This window comes from Pseudomonas sp. PMCC200344 (genome assembly GCF_030053095.1).
In the GTDB taxonomy this organism is placed as follows: Bacteria; Pseudomonadota; Gammaproteobacteria; order Pseudomonadales; family Pseudomonadaceae; genus Aquipseudomonas; species Aquipseudomonas svalbardensis.
Genome location: NZ_CP125618.1, coordinates 4677751 through 4696215, shown reverse-complemented (window position 1 = coordinate 4696215; position 18465 = coordinate 4677751). Strand labels below are relative to the sequence as shown.

Annotated in this window: 17 protein-coding genes; 15 read left to right on the top strand and 2 right to left on the bottom strand. The window is 59.4% G+C overall.

What is annotated here, in order from left to right; all coding sequences use genetic code 11:
- The first annotated feature begins 18 nt into the window (after positions 1–18).
- The 4 genes from QFW87_RS21460 to QFW87_RS21445 all read left to right on the top strand — a co-directional run bounded on the left by QFW87_RS21460 (position 19) and on the right by QFW87_RS21445 (position 4209).
- Positions 19–639, top strand: coding sequence for a 2-dehydro-3-deoxy-6-phosphogalactonate aldolase (locus QFW87_RS21460; protein ID WP_283188808.1), 621 nt, complete (start codon positions 19–21; stop codon positions 637–639).
- Between the two features lie 47 nt (positions 640–686).
- On the top strand, positions 687–1835 hold the full coding sequence (gene dgoD, locus QFW87_RS21455) for a galactonate dehydratase (RefSeq protein ID WP_283181189.1): 1149 nt from the start codon (positions 687–689) through the stop codon (positions 1833–1835).
- 199 nt (positions 1836–2034) lie between these two features.
- Positions 2035–3345: an MFS transporter gene (locus QFW87_RS21450; RefSeq protein WP_283188807.1), complete on the top strand. Its 1311-nt coding sequence runs from the start codon at positions 2035–2037 to the stop codon at positions 3343–3345.
- Between the two features lie 60 nt (positions 3346–3405).
- Positions 3406–4209, top strand: coding sequence for an IclR family transcriptional regulator (locus QFW87_RS21445; protein ID WP_008152270.1), 804 nt, complete (start codon positions 3406–3408; stop codon positions 4207–4209).
- Here the strand turns inward: QFW87_RS21445 and QFW87_RS21440 are convergent, their stop codons facing one another.
- A complete protein-coding gene (locus tag QFW87_RS21440; protein WP_283181187.1) occupies positions 4210–5262 on the bottom strand; it encodes an NAD(P)-dependent alcohol dehydrogenase in 1053 nt (350 codons plus the stop codon).
- Between the two features lie 190 nt (positions 5263–5452).
- Between QFW87_RS21440 and QFW87_RS21435 the strand changes: the two genes are divergently transcribed.
- The gene (locus QFW87_RS21435) at positions 5453–6343 is read left to right on the top strand and encodes an AraC family transcriptional regulator (RefSeq protein ID WP_283181186.1); all 891 of its coding nucleotides are present in this window, start codon (positions 5453–5455) and stop codon (positions 6341–6343) included.
- A gap of 60 nt (positions 6344–6403) precedes the next feature.
- Here QFW87_RS21435 and QFW87_RS21430 read toward each other — a convergent pair whose 3' ends face one another.
- Complete coding sequence (locus QFW87_RS21430) at positions 6404–8068, bottom strand: electron transfer flavoprotein-ubiquinone oxidoreductase (RefSeq protein ID WP_283188806.1); 1665 nt, start codon at positions 8066–8068, stop codon at positions 6404–6406.
- Positions 8069–8616: 548 nt separating this feature from the next.
- Between QFW87_RS21430 and QFW87_RS21425 the strand changes: the two genes are divergently transcribed.
- The 10 genes from QFW87_RS21425 to QFW87_RS21380 all read left to right on the top strand — a co-directional run bounded on the left by QFW87_RS21425 (position 8617) and on the right by QFW87_RS21380 (position 18439).
- Complete coding sequence (locus QFW87_RS21425; protein ID WP_283188805.1) at positions 8617–9366, top strand: electron transfer flavoprotein subunit beta/FixA family protein; 750 nt, start codon at positions 8617–8619, stop codon at positions 9364–9366.
- Positions 9367–9382: 16 nt separating this feature from the next.
- Positions 9383–10312, top strand: coding sequence for an FAD-binding protein (locus tag QFW87_RS21420; RefSeq protein WP_283181184.1), 930 nt, complete (start codon positions 9383–9385; stop codon positions 10310–10312).
- An 85-nt stretch (positions 10313–10397) separates the two neighbouring features.
- Positions 10398–11234: a transporter substrate-binding domain-containing protein gene (locus QFW87_RS21415; protein WP_283188804.1), complete on the top strand. Its 837-nt coding sequence runs from the start codon at positions 10398–10400 to the stop codon at positions 11232–11234.
- A 9-nt stretch (positions 11235–11243) separates the two neighbouring features.
- The gene (locus QFW87_RS21410; RefSeq protein ID WP_283181182.1) at positions 11244–11600 is read left to right on the top strand and encodes a DUF4398 domain-containing protein; all 357 of its coding nucleotides are present in this window, start codon (positions 11244–11246) and stop codon (positions 11598–11600) included.
- On the top strand, positions 11597–12409 hold the full coding sequence (locus QFW87_RS21405) for an OmpA family protein (protein WP_123364827.1): 813 nt from the start codon (positions 11597–11599) through the stop codon (positions 12407–12409). Before QFW87_RS21410 ends, QFW87_RS21405 begins: the two co-directional genes overlap by 4 nt.
- Positions 12410–12610: 201 nt before the next feature.
- Complete coding sequence (locus QFW87_RS21400) at positions 12611–14050, top strand: PLP-dependent aminotransferase family protein (RefSeq protein ID WP_283188803.1); 1440 nt, start codon at positions 12611–12613, stop codon at positions 14048–14050.
- Between the two features lie 88 nt (positions 14051–14138).
- Positions 14139–14606: a translation initiation factor 2 gene (locus tag QFW87_RS21395; protein ID WP_283181181.1), complete on the top strand. Its 468-nt coding sequence runs from the start codon at positions 14139–14141 to the stop codon at positions 14604–14606.
- Positions 14607–14768: 162 nt separating this feature from the next.
- Positions 14769–15023 (top strand): YkgJ family cysteine cluster protein, encoded by a 255-nt coding sequence (locus QFW87_RS21390; protein ID WP_283181180.1) that lies wholly within the window; start codon positions 14769–14771, stop codon positions 15021–15023.
- Positions 15024–15064: 41 nt separating this feature from the next.
- The gene (locus QFW87_RS21385; protein ID WP_283188802.1) at positions 15065–15670 is read left to right on the top strand and encodes an START domain-containing protein; all 606 of its coding nucleotides are present in this window, start codon (positions 15065–15067) and stop codon (positions 15668–15670) included.
- Between the two features lie 675 nt (positions 15671–16345).
- The gene (locus QFW87_RS21380) at positions 16346–18439 is read left to right on the top strand and encodes an LTA synthase family protein (protein ID WP_283181178.1); all 2094 of its coding nucleotides are present in this window, start codon (positions 16346–16348) and stop codon (positions 18437–18439) included.
- Positions 18440–18465: the final 26 nt, after the last annotated feature.

Below are 18465 nucleotides of genomic sequence, written 5' to 3'. Positions count from 1 at the left end.
CCTGACTGGAGGTCTGACATGCTCAAGCAAGCATTGGCGCAAAACGGTCTGATCGCGATTTTGCGTGGCCTGCGCCCGCAAGAAGCGGCAGCCATCGGCGAAGTCCTTTACGCCGCCGGATTTCGCGTCATCGAAGTGCCGCTCAATTCCCCTGAGCCGTACGAAAGTATCCGCATCCTGCGCAGTACCTTGCCCGCCGATTGCCTGATCGGTGCTGGCACGGTGTTGACGCCGGAGCAAGTCGAGCAAGTGAAAGCGGCGGGCGGTCAGGTGATCGTCATGCCGCACAGCGATGCCAAGGTGTTGCGCGCAGCGAAAGCGGCGGGGTTGTTCCTGTCGCCGGGTGTGGCGACGCCGACTGAAGCCTTTGCGGCATTGGCTGAAGGGGCGGACGTGTTGAAGATGTTTCCGGCCGAGCAGATGGGCCCGGCAGTCGTTAAAGCCTGGCTCGCGGTGCTGCCTGCGGGAACGATTCTGGCGCCGGTCGGCGGGATCACGCCGGACAACATGCAGGTATTTATCGACGCGGGCGTCAAAGGTTTCGGCCTCGGTTCCGGGTTGTTCAAACCGGGCATGACGCCAGATGAAGTGGCGGCCAATGCCAAGGCATATGTCGCTGCATGGAACGCTCTGCGTTAAGACTTTTTGGCGCCGAGCGCGCTGCATCTAACAAGAGAGACAACAAGATGAAAATCACCAAACTGACCACCTTCATCGTTCCGCCGCGCTGGTGCTTCCTCAAGGTCGAAACCGACGAGGGCGTGACCGGCTGGGGCGAACCCGTGGTCGAAGGCCGCGCTCACACTGTCGCCGCTGCCGTTGAAGAATTGTCCGACTACCTGATTGGCAAAGACCCACGCAATATTGAAGACATCTGGACCGTGCTTTACCGCGGCGGCTTCTACCGGGGCGGCGCGATCCACATGAGCGCGCTGGCCGGTATCGATCAGGCGCTGTGGGACATCAAAGGCAAAGCCCTGGGTGTGTCGGTCAGCGATCTGCTGGGCGGCCAGGTGCGGGATAAGATTCGCGTCTATTCGTGGATCGGCGGCGACCGGCCGGCGGACACCGCTCGCGCCGCGAAAGAGGCCGTCGAACGTGGTTTCACCGCGGTGAAAATGAACGGCACTGAAGAGCTGCAATTCCTCGATTCCTTCGAAAAAGTCGACCTGGCCCTGGCCAACGTCGCCGCCGTGCGCGATGCGGTGGGGCCGAACGTTGGCATCGGCGTCGATTTCCATGGCCGGGTGCACAAGCCCATGGCCAAGGTGCTGATGAAGGAACTCGATCCGTACAAACTGATGTTCATCGAAGAGCCGGTGCTCAGCGAAAACTACGAAGCGCTGAAAGAATTGGCGCCGATGACCAGCACCCCGATTGCCCTAGGTGAGCGGCTGTTCTCGCGCTGGGATTTCAAGCGTGTGCTCAGTGAAGGTTATGTCGACATCATTCAGCCGGACGCGTCTCACGCCGGCGGTATCACCGAAACCCGCAAGATTGCCAACATGGCTGAAGCCTACGACGTGGCGCTGGCGCTGCACTGCCCGCTGGGCCCGATTGCACTGGCGGCGTGCTTGCAGCTGGATGCGGTTTGCTACAACGCGTTCATCCAGGAACAAAGCCTGGGCATCCACTACAACGAGAGCAATGACCTGCTGGATTACGTCAAGGATCCACGGGTGTTCGACTACGACAAAGGCTTCGTGAAGATCCCGAATGGCCCGGGCCTGGGGATCGAGATCAACGAGGAATACGTCATCGAACGCGCGGCCGTCGGTCACCGCTGGCGCAACCCGATCTGGCGCCATGCCGATGGCAGTTTTGCTGAGTGGTGAGTGATCACTGACCCACCGCAAATCCCTGTGGGAGCCAGCCTGCTGGCGATTTGGTCGGCACATCCAGCATTTTTGGTGACTGACCCACCGCGATCGCCAGCAGGCTGGCTCCCACAATTAGATCTCCATGGACAGGATGATTTACGGCAACCCCCCGATTTCACATCGACCTCAACAAACATAAGAAGAGGCATTCCCCATGCACCCGCAAACCCTCACCGGGCAGGCGTCGTTGGTGACGCCCAGTCGCAAGCGTTTTTTCATCATGGTGCTGCTGTTTATCACCGTGGTGATCAACTACCTGGACCGTAGCAACCTGTCCATCGCCGCCCCGGCACTCACCAGTGAACTGGGCATCGATCCGATCCACGTCGGGCTGATTTTCTCGGCATTCGGCTGGACCTACGCCGCGATGCAAATCCCCGGCGGCTGGCTGGTGGATCGGGTTCCGCCGCGGATTCTTTACAGCGTCGCATTGCTGCTGTGGTCGATCGCCACGGTGATGCTCGGCTTCGCCGCCAGCTTCATCGCACTGTTCGTATTGCGCATGGCAGTCGGTGCACTGGAAGCCCCGGCGTACCCGATCAACAGCCGTGTGGTCACCACCTGGTTTCCTGAGCGTGAACGCGCCACAGCCATCGGTTTCTACACGTCCGGGCAATTCGTCGGTCTGGCGTTCCTGACGCCGGTATTGGCCTGGCTGCAGCATCAATATGGCTGGCACATGGTGTTTGTCAGCACCGGTGCGGTGGGCATTCTCTGGGCGGTGATCTGGTACGCGGTGTACCGCGAGCCTCGGGATTTCAAAGGCGCCAATGACGCCGAAATCGAGCTGATCCGCGAAGGTGGCGGGCTGGTGGATATCCAGGCTGAACAAGCCAAAGTCAAAGCCAAATTCAGCTGGATCGACCTCGGCATCGTTCTGACCAAACGTAAATTGTGGGGTATCTACCTCGGCCAGTTCTGCCTCAACTCGACGTTGTGGTTTTTTCTGACGTGGTTCCCGACCTACCTGGTGAAATATCGCGGCATGGACTTCATCAAGTCCGGCCTGTTGGCGTCGCTGCCGTTTCTCGCCGCCTTCGTCGGTGTGCTCTGTTCGGGGTTCTTCTCCGACTGGCTGATCCGCCGCGGCTACACCGTGGGTTTCGCTCGCAAGTTGCCGATCATTGGCGGCCTGCTGATTTCCACTTCGATCATTGGCGCCAACTTCGTCGAGTCGACACCGCTGGTGATTGCCTTCCTCGCGTTGGCGTTCTTCGGTAACGGGCTGGCTTCGATCACCTGGTCGCTGGTTTCGACGTTGGCCCCGGCGCGATTGCTCGGGTTGACCGGTGGGGTGTTCAACTTCATCGGCAACCTGTCGGCGATTACCACGCCGATCGTCATCGGTTTCCTCGCGACCGGTGATTCGTTCGCTCCCGCGATCACCTATATCTCGGTTCTGGCGTTGATTGGCGCACTTTCCTACATCTTGCTGGTCGGCAAAGTCGAGCGTATCAAGTTGTAGTTGCGGCATTCGGGCGACCATAATGCCGCCCGTTCACTCGCTCAACGGTAAAGGCTGGATATGCAGGAAGACGCCCCAAAAATCGCCAAGGACGCCGCACCGACTGGCACCCAGACACTGCTTCGTGGATTGGGTGTGGTTCAGGCCGTGGCCAGTGGTGCCCGCGATCTCAAGGAGATCGCCCGGCTGATCGGTACCACGCGCAGCACCACCCATCGTCTGGCCAGTTGCCTGGTGGACGAGCGTTATCTGCGTGTGGTGCCGCAAGTCGGTTATCTGTTGGGGCCGAAGCTGATCGAACTGGGCTTCCAGGCGCGTGAAGAATTGCCGCTGGTCACATTGGCCGGGCCGTATCTGGATGAGTTGTCGGCGTTGACCGGCGACACCATTCATCTGGCGATTCGTGAAGGCGATGAGGTGCTGTACCTGCACAAGAATCCGGGGCGCAATGGTCCGGAAATGCGTTCGCGGGTCGGCCATCGCATGCCGTTGGCGCGTACCGGGATCGGCAAGGCACTGATGCTCGATGACACGCAGGAAGAGTGGCAACGGCTTTACGAAGTCAGCTTGCCGGCGGGTGGGAAAAACCAGTTCTGGCCGCAGCACCCGGAGCAGTCCTGGGAGCAGTTTCAGCAGCGCATGGTCGAGTATGTGGCGGGCGGTTATGCGTTCGATCTGGAAGACAACGAGCCGTCGATCCGCTGTGTGGCGGCGCCGATCCGCGATGCCAGCAAGCGCATCGTTGCCGGCATCAGCATCGCCAGCACCGTGCCGTATATGCCGCTGGAGAAAATGGCCGAGCTGATTCCCCTGATCAAAGGGGTCACAGCCCGGCTTTCGGCGGAGCTTGGCGCCAAGGTCTGATTAGACCTTCAGCGTGGCCATATCGATGACGAAGCGGTACTTCACGTCACCCGCGATCATGCGGGCGTAAGCCTCGTTGATCTGGCGGATGTCGAGCATTTCGATGTCGCAGGTGATGTTGTGCTCGGCGCAGAAATCCAGCACCTCCTGGGTTTCGGCGATGCCACCGATCAGCGAGCCGGCCAGCACACGACGGCCCAATACCAGTTTGGCGGCGTGGACCGGTGGATCGACCGGTTCGATCAAGCCCACCAGAATGTGCACGCCGTCGAAACGTAGCGTATCGAGGTAGGGATTGAGGTCGTGCTGCACCGGAATGGTGTCCAGCAGGAAGTCGAAATGTCCTGCGGCGGCCTTCATCTGTTCGGCATCGGTGGACACGATCACGTGGTCCGCACCCTGGCGACGACCTTCTTCAGCCTTGCTCGCCGAGCGAGTGAACAGCGTCACTTCAGCGCCCATTGCCTTGGCGAACTTGATGCCCATGTGGCCGAGGCCGCCCATGCCGAGAATCCCGACCTTGTCGCCCGCTTTCACCCCGTAGTGCTTGAGCGGCGAATAGGTGGTGATGCCGGCACACAGGATCGGCGCGGCGCTGGCCGGGTCGAGTTTTTCCGGGATGCGCACCACGAAGTGTTCGCTGACCACGATGCTGTCGGAATAGCCGCCCATGGTGTTGCTGCCGTCGACGCGGTCCGGGGTGGCGTAGGTCATGGTCGGACCTTCGAGGCAGTATTGCTCGAGGTTCGACTGGCAGGCTTCGCAACTGCGGCAGGAATCAACCATGCAGCCGACGCCAACCAGGTCGCCGACTTTGTGCTGGGTGACGTTCGCACCGATGGCGGTAACTTTGCCTACGATCTCGTGGCCAGGCATCAGCGGATAAACGGCAATGCCCCACTCGTTGCGTGCCTGATGGATGTCGGAATGGCAGACGCCGCAGTAGAGAATGTCGATCGCAACGTCGTCGGCCCGTGGGCTGCGGCGCTCGAACTTCACGGGGGCGAGGGGAGTGGTGGCCGACTGGGCGGCGTATCCGATGGCGGTGTACATGATGAACCTCGCAAAAGCTGTGACGGGTGAGGTGGCGCATTCTGGGCGCCGCACCGGCCACCGACCATGGCGATTCCTCCGGGTGTCATGCCTAATCCTCCGGCATCAGCCTTCAATGGGTCGCATTGGCCATCAGACCTGCGATGATGCTTTCATCCCTATTTTCGCGACTTTTTTGTGAAGAGCCCTCATGTTGTTGACCCGTCATCTGGATGCCAATGCCACCCTGGTTTCATTGATACAGCCGCTGACCACCCGCGACGGTTTTGCTCCCACGGCGTTGCCGGGTGTGCAGGTTTTGCGGGCCAGTTGTGATGTGGCTCGCGGCCCGCAGATTTACGAGCCGAGTCTGGTGATCATCGCCCAGGGCAGCAAGCTGGCGTATCTGGGGCCGCGTACGCTGGAGTACGGCGCCGGGCATTATCTGATTCAGGCACTGCCGGTGCCGTTCGAGTGCGAAACGTTTTCGGCGCCGGATGGGCCGATGCTCGGGGTGTCCATCGCCATCGACCGGGTGTTGCTCGGTGAGTTGGTCTTGGCCATGGGCCTAGCGCCGGGGCGTAGTATTGCGGCGCAAACGCCAGAGTCCATGACCTCGGCGGTGCTCGACGATGCGATGCGTGGTTGTGTTGAGCGGCTGCTGCGTTGCCTGCACGATCCGCTGGAATGCCAGGTGATGGGGCAGGCGCGGTTGCGCGAGTTGTTGTTCGTCGCCTTGCGCGGGCCGCAAGCCGATGTGTTGCGGGCGCTGGTCGAGCAACAGGGGCAATTCGCCCGGATCGCGGCATCGCTCAGCCATCTGCATGCGCATTACACCGAGCCGCTGAACGTCGAAACCCTAGCCAGTTGCGCGAACATGAGTGCGTCGACCTTTCACGAGCATTTCAAACGCAGCACGTTGTTGTCGCCAGTGCAGTACTTGAAGCGTTTGCGTTTGCTCAGGGCCCAGCAGTTACTGCTGGGCGAGGGGTTGGGCGTGGCTCAGGTGGCGCATCGGGTCGGGTATCAAAGCACGTCGCAGTTCAGTCGCGAGTACAAGCGCTACTTCGAGCGTAATCCTGGTGATGAGCGTGCTGCCTAACAGGAATCGCGGGCAACAAAAAGGCCCCCGTTCGGGAGCCTTGATGTTCAGGCGTTCGACTTACATGTTCGGGTAAGTCGGGCCGCCAGAGCCTTCCGGCGCCACCCAGGTGATGTTCTGTGCAGGATCCTTGATGTCGCAGGTCTTGCAGTGAACGCAGTTCTGGGCGTTGATCTGGAAGCGCTTCTCGCCGTCTTCCTGGGTCACCACTTCGTACACGCCGGCCGGGCAGTAACGCTGGGCAGGCTCATCGTAGAGCGGCAGGTTCTTGGCGATCGGGATGCTCGGATCGGCCAGTTTCAGGTGGCACGGCTGCTCTTCTTCGTGGTTGGTACCGGAGATGAACACCGAGCTGAGTTTGTCGAAGCTGATCTTGACGTCCGGTTTCGGGTAGTCGATTTTCTTGCAGTCGGCCGCAAGCTTGAGGCAAGCGTAATCCGGCTTGGTGTCGTGCAAGGTGAACGGCAGTTTGCCGCCGAAGATGTTCTGGTCGAGCCAGTTGAAACCGCCGCCGACGATGGCGCCGAACTTGTGGATCGCCGGGCCGAAGTTGCGGCTGGCGAACAGTTCGTCGTAGAGCCAGCTCTTCTTGAACGCGTCGACGTAAGTGGTCAGCTCTTCGGTGCCGTCCTTTTCAGCGAACAGCGCCTCGGCCACGGATTCAGCGGCGAGCATGCCGGACTTCATGGCGGTGTGGCTGCCTTTGATCTTGGCGAAGTTCAGGGTGCCGAGGTCGCAACCGATCAGCGCGCCGCCCTTGAAGACCATTTTCGGCAGGGAGTTCAGGCCACCTTTGCTGATGGCGCGAGCGCCGTAGCTGATGCGCTTGCCGCCTTCCAGGTACTGCTTGAGCACTGGGTGATGCTTGAGGCGCTGGAACTCGTCGAATGGCGACAGGTAGGTGTTGCTGTAGGAAAGATCGACGATCAGACCGACTACAACTTGGTTGTTTTCCAGGTGATAGAGGAACGAGCCCCCGGTGTTCTCGGTGCCCATGATGTCCAGCGGCCAGCCGGCGGTGTGGACCACCAGACCTGGTTGATGCTTGGTCGGGTCGATTTCCCAGATTTCTTTCAGGCCGATGCCGTAGTGCTGGGCGTCGGCATCGCTGTCGAGGTTGAAGCGCTTGATCAGTTGCTTGCCGATATGGCCACGGCAACCTTCGGCGAACAGCGTGTACTTGCCACGCAGTTCCATGCCCGGGGTGTACAGGCCTTCTTTCGGATGGCCTTCGCGGTCAACGCCCAGATCACCGGTGATAATCCCGCGAACCACGCCGTTTTCGTCGAACAGCGCCTCCTGAGCGGCGAAGCCTGGGTAGATTTCCACGCCCAGGTTTTCGGCCTGCTGAGCCAGCCAGCGGCACAGGTTGCCCAGGGAGATGATGTAGTTACCTTCGTTGTGCATGGTCTTGGGCACAAAGATGTCGGGAATCTTTTGCGCGCTGTCGGCGTTCTTGAGAACGAAGATGTCATCGCGGGTGACTGGCGTATTCAGCGGGGCGCCGAGTTCTTTCCAGTCAGGGAACAATTCGTTCAGGGCGCGTGGTTCGAACACGGCGCCGGACAGGATGTGAGCACCGACTTCGGAGCCTTTTTCGACCACGCAGACGCTGATTTCCTTACCGGCTTCGGCGGCCTTCTGCTTCAATCGGCAGGCGGCGGAAAGACCAGCGGGGCCGGCACCGACGATGACCACGTCGAATTCCATGTATTCGCGTTCCACAGGTTATCTCCTACTCAAGGCTCAACAGTTTTTTTTCTAATTGGAGGTTTGGTGTCGCATCCATGAATTCCTGCGTAATGCAGGAAGAGGACAATCGATGAGCCACCTTTCTCTCTAAGGTGGCGCATTATATCTACACCACTCCTAGCGTCCAATACAAACGTTTGTTTGAATCAGCTCAAAGCCAGAGAAATCAAAGTCACGCGGCTTATGACTGGCCATTTTGCCGTATTGACCGGAATAGGCGTTCCGGTCAAGATACGGTCGGTTTTGCGCTCGCCGTAGGCTGACTGTTGGTTTCAAGAGCACCTCTAAAGACAGGGCGATGGCAGTACAAGGTGTGCGCAGCGCAGGTTCTGGCGCGCAGTTTACACGCCGCGATAATGAATGACTCGTGAGTCACCACTGACCAACGGTCATCTTCATCGTGAGCGCTTGTCACTTGACACCTTTGCCAGCGTTTTTAGAGGTGCCCTTGCGCCGATGAGCATCAAACCGCCAGGTTCGCCTAGGCGACTTTCTTTTCACCGGAGAGTAACGAGGAATCCATGAAGGTTCTTGTAGCTGTCAAACGCGTTGTGGATTACAACGTCAAGGTTCGCGTCAAGGCGGACAATTCCGGCGTCGACCTCGCCAACGTCAAGATGTCGATGAACCCGTTCTGCGAAATCGCAGTGGAAGAAGCCGTACGCCTGAAAGAGAAAGGTGTTGCGACTGAAATCGTCGTCGTCTCCATCGGCCCGTCCACCGCTCAAGAGCAACTGCGCACCGCGCTGGCTCTGGGTGCCGACCGCGCCATCCTCGTCGAATCCGCTGAAGACCTGACTTCGCTGGCCGTTGCCAAGCTGCTCAAGGCTGTTGTCGACAAGGAACAGCCTCAGCTGGTGATCCTTGGCAAACAAGCCATCGACAGCGACAACAACCAGACCGGCCAGATGCTCGCGGCATTGAGCGGCTACGGTCAGGGCACGTTCGCGTCCAAAGTCGAAATCAGCGGCGACACGGTTGCCGTGACTCGCGAAGTCGACGGCGGCGCGCAGACGGTTTCCCTGAAACTGCCGGCCATCGTCACCACCGACCTGCGTTTGAACGAGCCGCGCTACGCGTCCCTGCCAAACATCATGAAAGCCAAGAAGAAGCCTCTCGAAGTGCTGACTCCGGACGCTTTGGGCGTTTCCACCGCCTCCACCAACAAGACCGTGAAAGTCGAAGCGCCAGCTGCACGCAGCGCGGGTATCAAGGTCAAGTCGGTGGCTGAACTGGTCGAGAAACTGAAAAACGAAGCGAAGGTGCTTTGAGTTAAGGAGCCGAATCATGACTATCTTGGTAATTGCAGAACACGACAACAAGGTTGTGGCTCCTGCCACCCTGAACACCGTTGCTGCTGCCGCCAAAATTGGTGGCGACATTCACGTTCTGGTCGCTGGCCAGAATGTGGGTGCTGTTGCTGAAGCCGCTGCGAAAATCGCTGGCGTGGCTAAAGTGCTGGTGGCCGACAACGCCGCCTACGCTCATCAACTGCCGGAAAACGTTGCGCCGCTGGTGGCCGAATTGGGCAAGGGCTACAGCCACATCCTGGCTGCCGCGACTTCCAACGGCAAAAACATCCTGCCGCGCGTTGCCGCTCAGCTGGACGTTGACCAGATCTCCGAGATCATCTCGGTCGAAAGCGCTGACACTTTCAAGCGCCCGATCTACGCCGGTAACGCCATTGCTACCGTTCAATCGAACGCCGCAGTAAAAGTGATCACCGTGCGTGCTACCGGTTTCGACCCGGTCGCTGCTGAAGGTGGTTCGGCGGCTGTTGAAGCCGTTGCGGCTGCTCACGATGCTGGTATTTCCAGCTTCGTCGGCGAAGAACTGGCCAAGTCCGATCGTCCGGAACTGACCGCTGCCAAGATCGTCGTTTCCGGCGGTCGCGGCATGCAGAACGGCGACAACTTCAAACACCTGTACGCCCTGGCCGACAAGCTGGGCGCTGCTGTCGGTGCTTCCCGCGCCGCGGTCGACGCCGGTTTCGTACCCAACGACATGCAGGTCGGTCAGACCGGCAAGATCGTTGCTCCACAGCTGTACATCGCCGTCGGTATCTCCGGCGCGATCCAGCACCTGGCCGGCATGAAAGACTCCAAAGTGATCGTTGCGATCAACAAGGACGAAGAAGCGCCGATCTTCCAGGTGGCCGATTACGGCCTGGTAGCGGACCTGTTCGAAGCCATCCCTGAGTTCGAGAAGCTGGTCTAATCCAGCGGCCTGACTTATAAAGAGCCCGACCTTTTGGTCGGGCTTTTTTTTTTTTTGTTCCGGATTTTAGTGGGAGAGTGTTGTCATGGATCTGCGCCGCGTTTACGGCTGGTCATTGCTGCTGGGTCTGACGTTGTTGCCGGCGCTGTCCGTCGCCGCGGGCAAGTGCGAGCGCCTGGTGGTGACCGGCAGCCCGGACGCGCCGCCGTACCTGTGGCAAGACCCGCAAAACCCCAAGCACCTGATCGGCACCAGCGCTGACCTGTTGCAGCAAGTGGCGGGGGAGCTGGGAATCAAGGTCGAACTGCTTTACGCCGGCAAACGCTCTCAGGCTCTGGACGAAGTGCGCAGTGGACGAATGGACATGCTGGCGGATGCGTCATTGACGGTCAGCGAACTGGGCACTCTGGATTACATTCATCCGCCGTTACTGGAAAACGATTACCTGGTCTGGACCCGCAAAGACTCGACGCTGGTCTACAACGAAGCGCAGGACCTTCACGGTCATCCCGGCGCGTTGTCGGAAAAGTCTCGTATGACCCCGGCATTTGGCGTGTTCGCCGAGCAGCAATTGACCCTCGCACGCACGCCTAACCTGACCCAGGCCTTTCAGAAGTTGCTGCTGGGCGAGGTGGAATTTGTCCTGGCCGGACGCTACTCGGGCATGGCGGCCGCGCAGACACTTAACCTGGCCAACGACCTGATCGCCCGTCCTCAACCGATCGACAAACCCGGCCTGTTCCTCGCGGTTTCCCACAACTCCGCCTGCAACGATCCGTGGTTGCGCGGACAGCTGGCCAAAAAGATGACAGAATTGCCCGCGTCCGGACTGACGGAAGCCGTGCTGCAACGCAATATCGAGCGCTGGAAGGCGCAGCTCTCACAACCGCAGCAACCACCTGTCAGTACCCCAAAACAGTAGGGATTTTTAGTGAGTATTCGACCTCTTTTCGCTGCCCTGGCCGTTCTGGCTCTGGCGGGTTGTGCAGCCGATCCGGCGCCGAATGAACAAATGCGCCTGACCGAACAGGCACTCGAACAGGCCAAGGCTGTAGGCGCCACCGCCGCCGACGTGCCGGAAATGAAACTGGCTGAAGACAAGTTCAACCGCGCCAAGGGCAGCATGAACGACCAATCCTTCAAGAACGCGCGCATGCGGGCCGAGCAGGCCGAACTGGACGCGCGTCTGGCCGAAGCCCGGGTTCTGACCCTCAAGAGCGAGGAGCAGTTGAACGTGCTTAATACCCGCATCACTCGTGTGCGCAAGCAACTGGGAGATGCCCAATGAGCCTCAAGACCAAAGCCCTGGGCGGTTTGATCCTGGCAGGCTGCGCCAGCCTCTATGGTTGTGCCGGTCAGCACAGCGAGGCCGCGTTGCAGCAGGCCAGTACTGACTTCCAGAAGGTCAAGGAAGATTCCAACGTGCTGCGAATCGCGCCCAAGGACGTGATTCGTGCTGGTGAGTCGCTGGCCCGCGCCGATCGTCTGTCCAGTTACTGGGGCAGTGGATCGGACGTGCTGCATTACGCTTACCTGAGTGAGCGCTATAGCGAAATCGCGCGCGAACACACCAATCAGGTGCTCAACGAAGAACGTGCGGCGAAGCTCGAACTGGAGCGTCAGCGCCTGCAGCTAGCCTTGCGCGAATCCAAACTGCTCAGCGTGCAGCAGCAGGGCAAGTGGCTCGAAGAACAGATTGTCGCGCTGGCGACCACCCAGACCGACCGTGGCCTGGTGATGACCTTGGGCGACGTGCTGTTCGACACGGGCGAAGCGGAGTTGAAAAACTCGGCGAACCGCGTGGTGTTGAAGATCGTGCAGTTCCTGCAGCTCAACCCCAAGCGCGTAGTGCGCATCGAAGGTTATGCCGACAGTACCGGCGGCAAGCAGGAAAACCTCAAGCTGTCCCGTGACCGTGCACAATCGGTGGCGGACGTGCTGATGGATTTGGGCATCGATGATAAACGTATTCAGGTCGAAGGTTACGGTGATGAATATCCGGTCGACGTGAACGCCTCCGAACGGGGACGTGCACAGAACCGTCGGGTAGAAATTGTGTTCTCTGACGAAAAAGGCCAGCTCGGCGCTGCCCGCTAAGGGCTGCGTCACTGGAAAACCCGGCCTGCACGTCAGCGCCGGGTTTTTTTACGCCTGCTAATCAACTCACAAAACAGTACAGTTTTTGCTGACACTGCACTGTACGGTCGACTATTGTGGCAACTGTCCCAGTACACTTCTAAACTGTTCCGGTATTGTTTCACACAAGAATAAAATGCCCGTGAAATCGAGTGCTGCGTCATGACCAATCTCTTGCTCTACCAACGTATTGCTCAACAACTGGCCGAAGACATCCGCCGTGGCGTCTATCAACCGGGGGAGCGCGTGCCTTCGGTGCGCAAGATGAGCTCGCAGCTCAACGTCAGCCATGCGACGGTGTTGCAGGCTTACGCCAACCTCGAGGATCAGGGGCTGATCCGCGCCCGGCCGCAGTCCGGTTACTACGTGCACCAGACCCCGGCCCTGACCGCGCCGACACCGGACATCGCCCGGGTCGAGCGTCCAGGTCTGGTCACTCGCAGCAGCATCATCCAACAAGTTCTGGTCGAATCCCGCCGCGAGGGTGTGTTTCCCTTGGGCGCGGCGGTACCGAGCGTTGATTATCTGCCGGTGCGGGCGCTGCATCAGCAACTGGCCAAAGTCACCCGTTTCCATAGCCCGCGGGCGTTCAGCTACATGTTCAGCCCGGGTTTCGAGCCGTTGCGCCGACAAGTGGCGATCCGCATGCGCGATGCCGGCGTGGTGGTCGATCCGTCGGAAGTGGTGATTACCCACGGCTGCGTTGATGCATTGCAGATGTCTTTGCGAGTGCTGACACGCCCGGGCGACCTGATCGCTGCCGAGTCGCCGACCTACTACGGTTTACTGCAATTGGCTGACCTGCTGGGCCTCAAGGTCATCGAGATCCCGAGCGATCCTTCCACCGGCATGAGCCTCGAAGCTTTGCAGCTGGCGGCCAACCAGTGGTCGATCAAGGCGCTGGTGCTGACCACTCGTCTGAGCAATCCATTGGGCGGCACCATGCCCGAAGAGCGGCAAAAGCAACTGCTACGCCTGGCCTCGGATTTCGATATCCAGATTGTCGAAGACGATATCTACGGCGAACTGATGTTCGAGCAGGGGCGCACCAAATCACTTAAAGCCTATGATCGGCTGGACCGGGTGATCTATTGCTCAAGCTTCTCCAAAACCCTGTCGCCGGGCGTGCGGATCGGCTGGATGATTGCCGGCAAGTACCAGCAGGAAATCCAGCGTTTGCAGACCTTCAGCACCCATTCGGCCTGCAGCGTCACGCAGATGGGCATTGCGGCGTACCTGGAGAACGGTGGTTACGACCGGCATTTGCGCTACATCCGTCAGGAGTACCGCAAGAACCTCAGCGCTTTCCAGCTGGCGGTGCAGCAATACTTCCCGGAAGGCACGCAGATGACCCGGCCGACTGGCGGCTTCATTCTGTGGGTCAGTCTGCCGGGGCGGGTCAACACGCAGGAGCTGCACGTTCGTGCGTTGCAGCAAGGCATCAGCATCGCGCCGGGGCTGATTTTCAGTAACACCGAGCAGTTCAACCACTGCATTCGGCTGAACTGCGGCACACCCTGGAACCGTGAAGCCGAACGTGCATTGATGACCTTGGGCATGCTCGCCACTCAGCTCTGTCAGGAGATGGTCGGCGGCTTTTGAGGGGGCGGGCAGGATATTCCTGCCCGAGCTTGTCATGTCGCGTGCAACAGGCGAGCATAGGACTCCTGCCGTTTGTACCGTTGGTTCCATGAAGCCGATTTTTCCCGCCGTCTGGCTATCGATCTGCCTGCTGATGACCTTCCAGGCCGAAGGCGTATTGGCGGCTTCCGTTCAAGAAAAACCGGCAGCAAGCGCCACCGCGAAAAAACCGGCACCGGTCAAGAAAGCTGCGCCGGTCAAAAAGAAAGCGGCCAAGGTGAAAAAGCGACCGCCGATTGCCTCCAAGTCCAAATCCGCCAGTGAGATCGCGAAAACCGAGCTTCCTTCGGCCGACCTGGATTTAAGCCTGCCCCAAGACATGGCCGAGGAGCTGAAACCGCTCGGTACGGTAGCGTTGCCACGGCACGATGCACTATTGCCGCAAATGTTTGGTGACAAGGCTGGTCCGTTTCAGCTCAACGGGAGGCTGATCAGCAACGAAATGCAGTTGCAACTGCGCAACGAAGAGCGTCATGAAGTCGAAGGCGCAGCCCTGGAATTCGAGTTCAAACGATAATTTCTTCCCGTCCGTGACCCGCTGGCCAGACGCTTTGTCGGAGACTGGTCAGTCACGCTCGTTTAAGCGAAAAACCCGGGTCCAGACAATTTTAAACAAGCGTTTTAGCGGTTACTCTGTGCCACGTCCTTTAACACATCGCCCGTCGAGGAGCTCGTCGTCATGAAATGCCGTGAAGGCTGTGGCGCCTGTTGCATTGCCCCTTCCATCAGTTCACCGATTCCTGGCATGCCCAATGGCAAGCCCGCCGGAGAACGTTGCGTACAACTCTCTGTCGATAACCTGTGCGGCATTTTCGGCCAACCGGAACGTCCTGCAGTGTGTTTGGCGTTCGAAGCCGACATCGAAGTCTGCGGAAGCAGCAGTGACGAAGCGATCAAATTGTTGGGTTGGTGGGAGCAAATGACGGCGGCGTGATGTGTTCAACGAACGGATCTTCAACAATAAGGAATAAGACTATGGGTTCGCTGCAACGTATGGCTGTGCTGTGTGGTTTGACGGTAATGCTCGCCACCACGGCTGCTCAGGCCGAAGACTGGAAAGTCGCCAAGGAACAGGACGGCATCAAGATCTCCTTGAGCGAGGTGGCCGGCTCCGATTACAAGGCCTACCGTGGTGTCACGCTGATGAAGACCACCGTGGCCAAACTGCGAGCTTTGCAGGAAGACGTGCCGGGGGCCTGCGCCTGGATTCACGAATGCAAGACTCAGAAATTGCTCAAACATGAAGGTGATCAGAGCTGGACCTACACTCAGTTCAATACTCCTTGGCCGGTTACCGCGCGTGATTCGGTGCTGCATGTGACCACTGTCGAGGGGGCTGATGGCAGCCTGACCCGCAAACTCGAAGGTGTGCCGAAGTACATTCCTGAAGAAAAAGGCTTTGTGCGGGTTACCAAGGTCGACGGTTTCTGGAAGTTCGTGCCCAAGGGCGATCAGATCGAAGTGACCTATCAGGTGCACACCGAGCCGGGCGGTAGCATACCGTCGATGGTCGCCAACAAGTTTGTGGTTGATGCGCCGTTCAATACCTTGAAAGCCCTGAAAGAACGCGCCGAGAAGTAACTGCGGCGCTCTTTTGATTGGGGTACATATCCGTTTCTGCGGTAACGGCTGCTTAGGGTTCCGCCCTTACGGCAGGTCACTTTGGAAAAGAACCCCAAAGTAACCAAAGGGTTCCTGCCCCTTTCGTTCGGTGCCTCGCCTAGGCTCGGCATGCCCTCACTCCGGTCCTGCTCCGTGGGCCCGCCGCCATCGGCCATCCATGGCCGGGGGCGGCTAACCCGGCATCCATGCCGGGTTGCCCACTGCGCAGAACCTGCGCTCGGCCTCCCGAGGGGGCGTGCACCGCAAACGCCTAAGCGAGGCGGCCTACCGGCCGGCCTGGCTTCAAGTGAACGCATTTCCCTGTAAATACCGTCTTGAACCTCACCGAGCAAGCGCAAGTTTGGCCCGACTTGAGCCGCCATCACCACAGAACCGAACATCCCCCCGAACTAAAGGACATCAGGAGCAGGGGCCTTTATTTTGTTTCCGGATATCGCGTTGCACGAAATTTTCACAAAGCCTCCAAGACAATTCGCCCGCGCCAAACATGCCGGGCAGTAATCAATGGCAATGCCGCGGGTGATCGTGCAACATTTGCGCACCGCGCAAGTCCCGGGGCCGAGTACTGGCCAACAGAGGGCAAGGCGCCGCTGTATTTTTGAAACTTCAACTTCCAATGGGTCCTAAAACGACATGGCAAACCCGGACGCCCTGAGTCAGCAGCGAGCTTCTAGTCGCCTGCTGCAACCGACCGTCAAATCGCATCTGGCCTACACACTGCTGTGTGCCCTGGTCATGATGGTCATGTTCAGCCTGCTGCGCGTTGCGCTGCTGGTTTACAACCGCGAGATGATCCTCGACACCCCGGCCTCGACCTTTCTCGAAGCGTTCGCCAACGGTCTGCGTTTCGACCTGCGCCTGGTGGTATACCTCTGCATTCCATTGCTGCTGGCGCTGTTCAGCGCCCGAGCCATGGCCGCACGCGGATTCTTCCGTTTCTGGCTGACCATTGCCTCGAGCATCGCGCTGTTCCTGGGCCTGATGGAGATGGACTTCTACCGCGAGTTCCACCAGCGCCTCAACGGCCTGGTCTTCCAATATGTAAAGGAAGACCCGAAAACCGTGATGAGCATGCTCTGGTACGGTTTCCCGGTGGTTCGCTACCTGCTGGCCTGGGCCGTGGGCACGTTGATCCTGACTCTGGCGTTCAAGGGCGCCGACCGCGCCACCCGGCCTCGTGGCCCCTTCAGCGGCGGCAGCATCGGCACGCGCCAGGTCGCCCCGTGGTACTCACGCATCGCGGTGTTTGTCGTCTGCCTGCTGGTCTGCGTGGTCGCCGCTCGTGGCACTCTGCGTCAGGGCCCGCCAATGCGCTGGGGTGACGTCTACACCACCGACTCGAACTTCGCCAACCAGTTGGGCCTCAACGGCACTTTGTCGCTGGTCGCCGCGGCCAAGAGCCGGATGTCCGAAAATCGCGACAACATATGGAAGGCCACCCTGCCACAGCCTGAAGCGCAGAAAATCGTGCGTGACATGCTGGTGATGGCGGACGACAAACTGGTGGATGCCGAAACCGCAGCCGTGCGTCGCGACTACACGCCGCCGGCTGACAAGACCCTGCCGATCAAGAACGTCGTCGTGATCCTAATGGAAAGCATGGCCGGTCACTCGGTGGGCGCCTTGGGTGCACCGGGTAACATCACGCCGTACCTCGACAAACTGTCGAAGGAAGGCCTGATGTTCGACCGCTTCTTCTCCAACGGGACCCATACCCACCAGGGTATGTTCGCCACCATGGCGTGCTTCCCGAACCTGCCAGGTTTCGAATACCTGATGCAGACGCCGGAAGGCAGCCACAAGTTGTCCGGCCTGCCGCAATTGCTCAGTGCCCGTGACTATGACGACGTGTACGTCTACAACGGCGACTTCGCTTGGGATAACCAGTCGGGTTTCTTCAGCAACCAGGGCATGACCAACTTCATTGGTCGTAACGACTTCGTGAACCCGGTGTTCTCCGATCCGACCTGGGGCGTGTCCGACCAGGACATGTTCGACCGTGGTCTGGTAGAGCTCAAGGCGCGGGAAAACGGCAAGCCGTTCTATGCGTTGCTGCAAACCCTGTCCAACCACACGCCATACGCCTTGCCGACACCATTGCCGGTTGAGCGCGTGACCGATCGCGGTAGTCTGAACGAGCATTTGACTGCCATGCGCTATGCGGACTGGGCGCTGGGCCAGTTCTTTGAAAAGGCCCGCAAGGAGCCGTATTTCAAGGAAACCCTGTTTGTGATCGTCGGCGACCACGGTTTTGGCAACGAGCGTCAGATCACCGAAATGGACCTGGGCCGCTTCAACGTGCCGATGCTGATGATCGCACCGGGCATCCAGGAAAAGTTCGGCGAGCGTGACCATACCGTGGGCACGCAGATCGACATAGTGCCGACCATCATGGGCCGTATTGGTGGCGAAGTGCGTCATCAGTGCTGGGGCCGCGATTTGCTCAACCTGCCTGAAGGCGACACCGGTTTTGGCGTGATCAAACCGTCGGGTAGCGAGCAGACCACCGCCATCATCACGGCTGATCAGATTCTGGTGCTGCCGAAGGAAAAGGAAATGGCGCCGAAGATGTACCAGTACGAACTGGGCGCGACACCTCACGCCGAGATCGTTGCGGATGCACCGCGTACCGCTGAGCTGAAGCTCAAGCTCGAAGCGTTCCTGCAAACGGCGACCAAGGGCCTGATCGACAACACCGCCGGTGTGGTTGACGGCAAGCCTGACTAAGTCTTGATGCAATAAAAAAGAGGCCC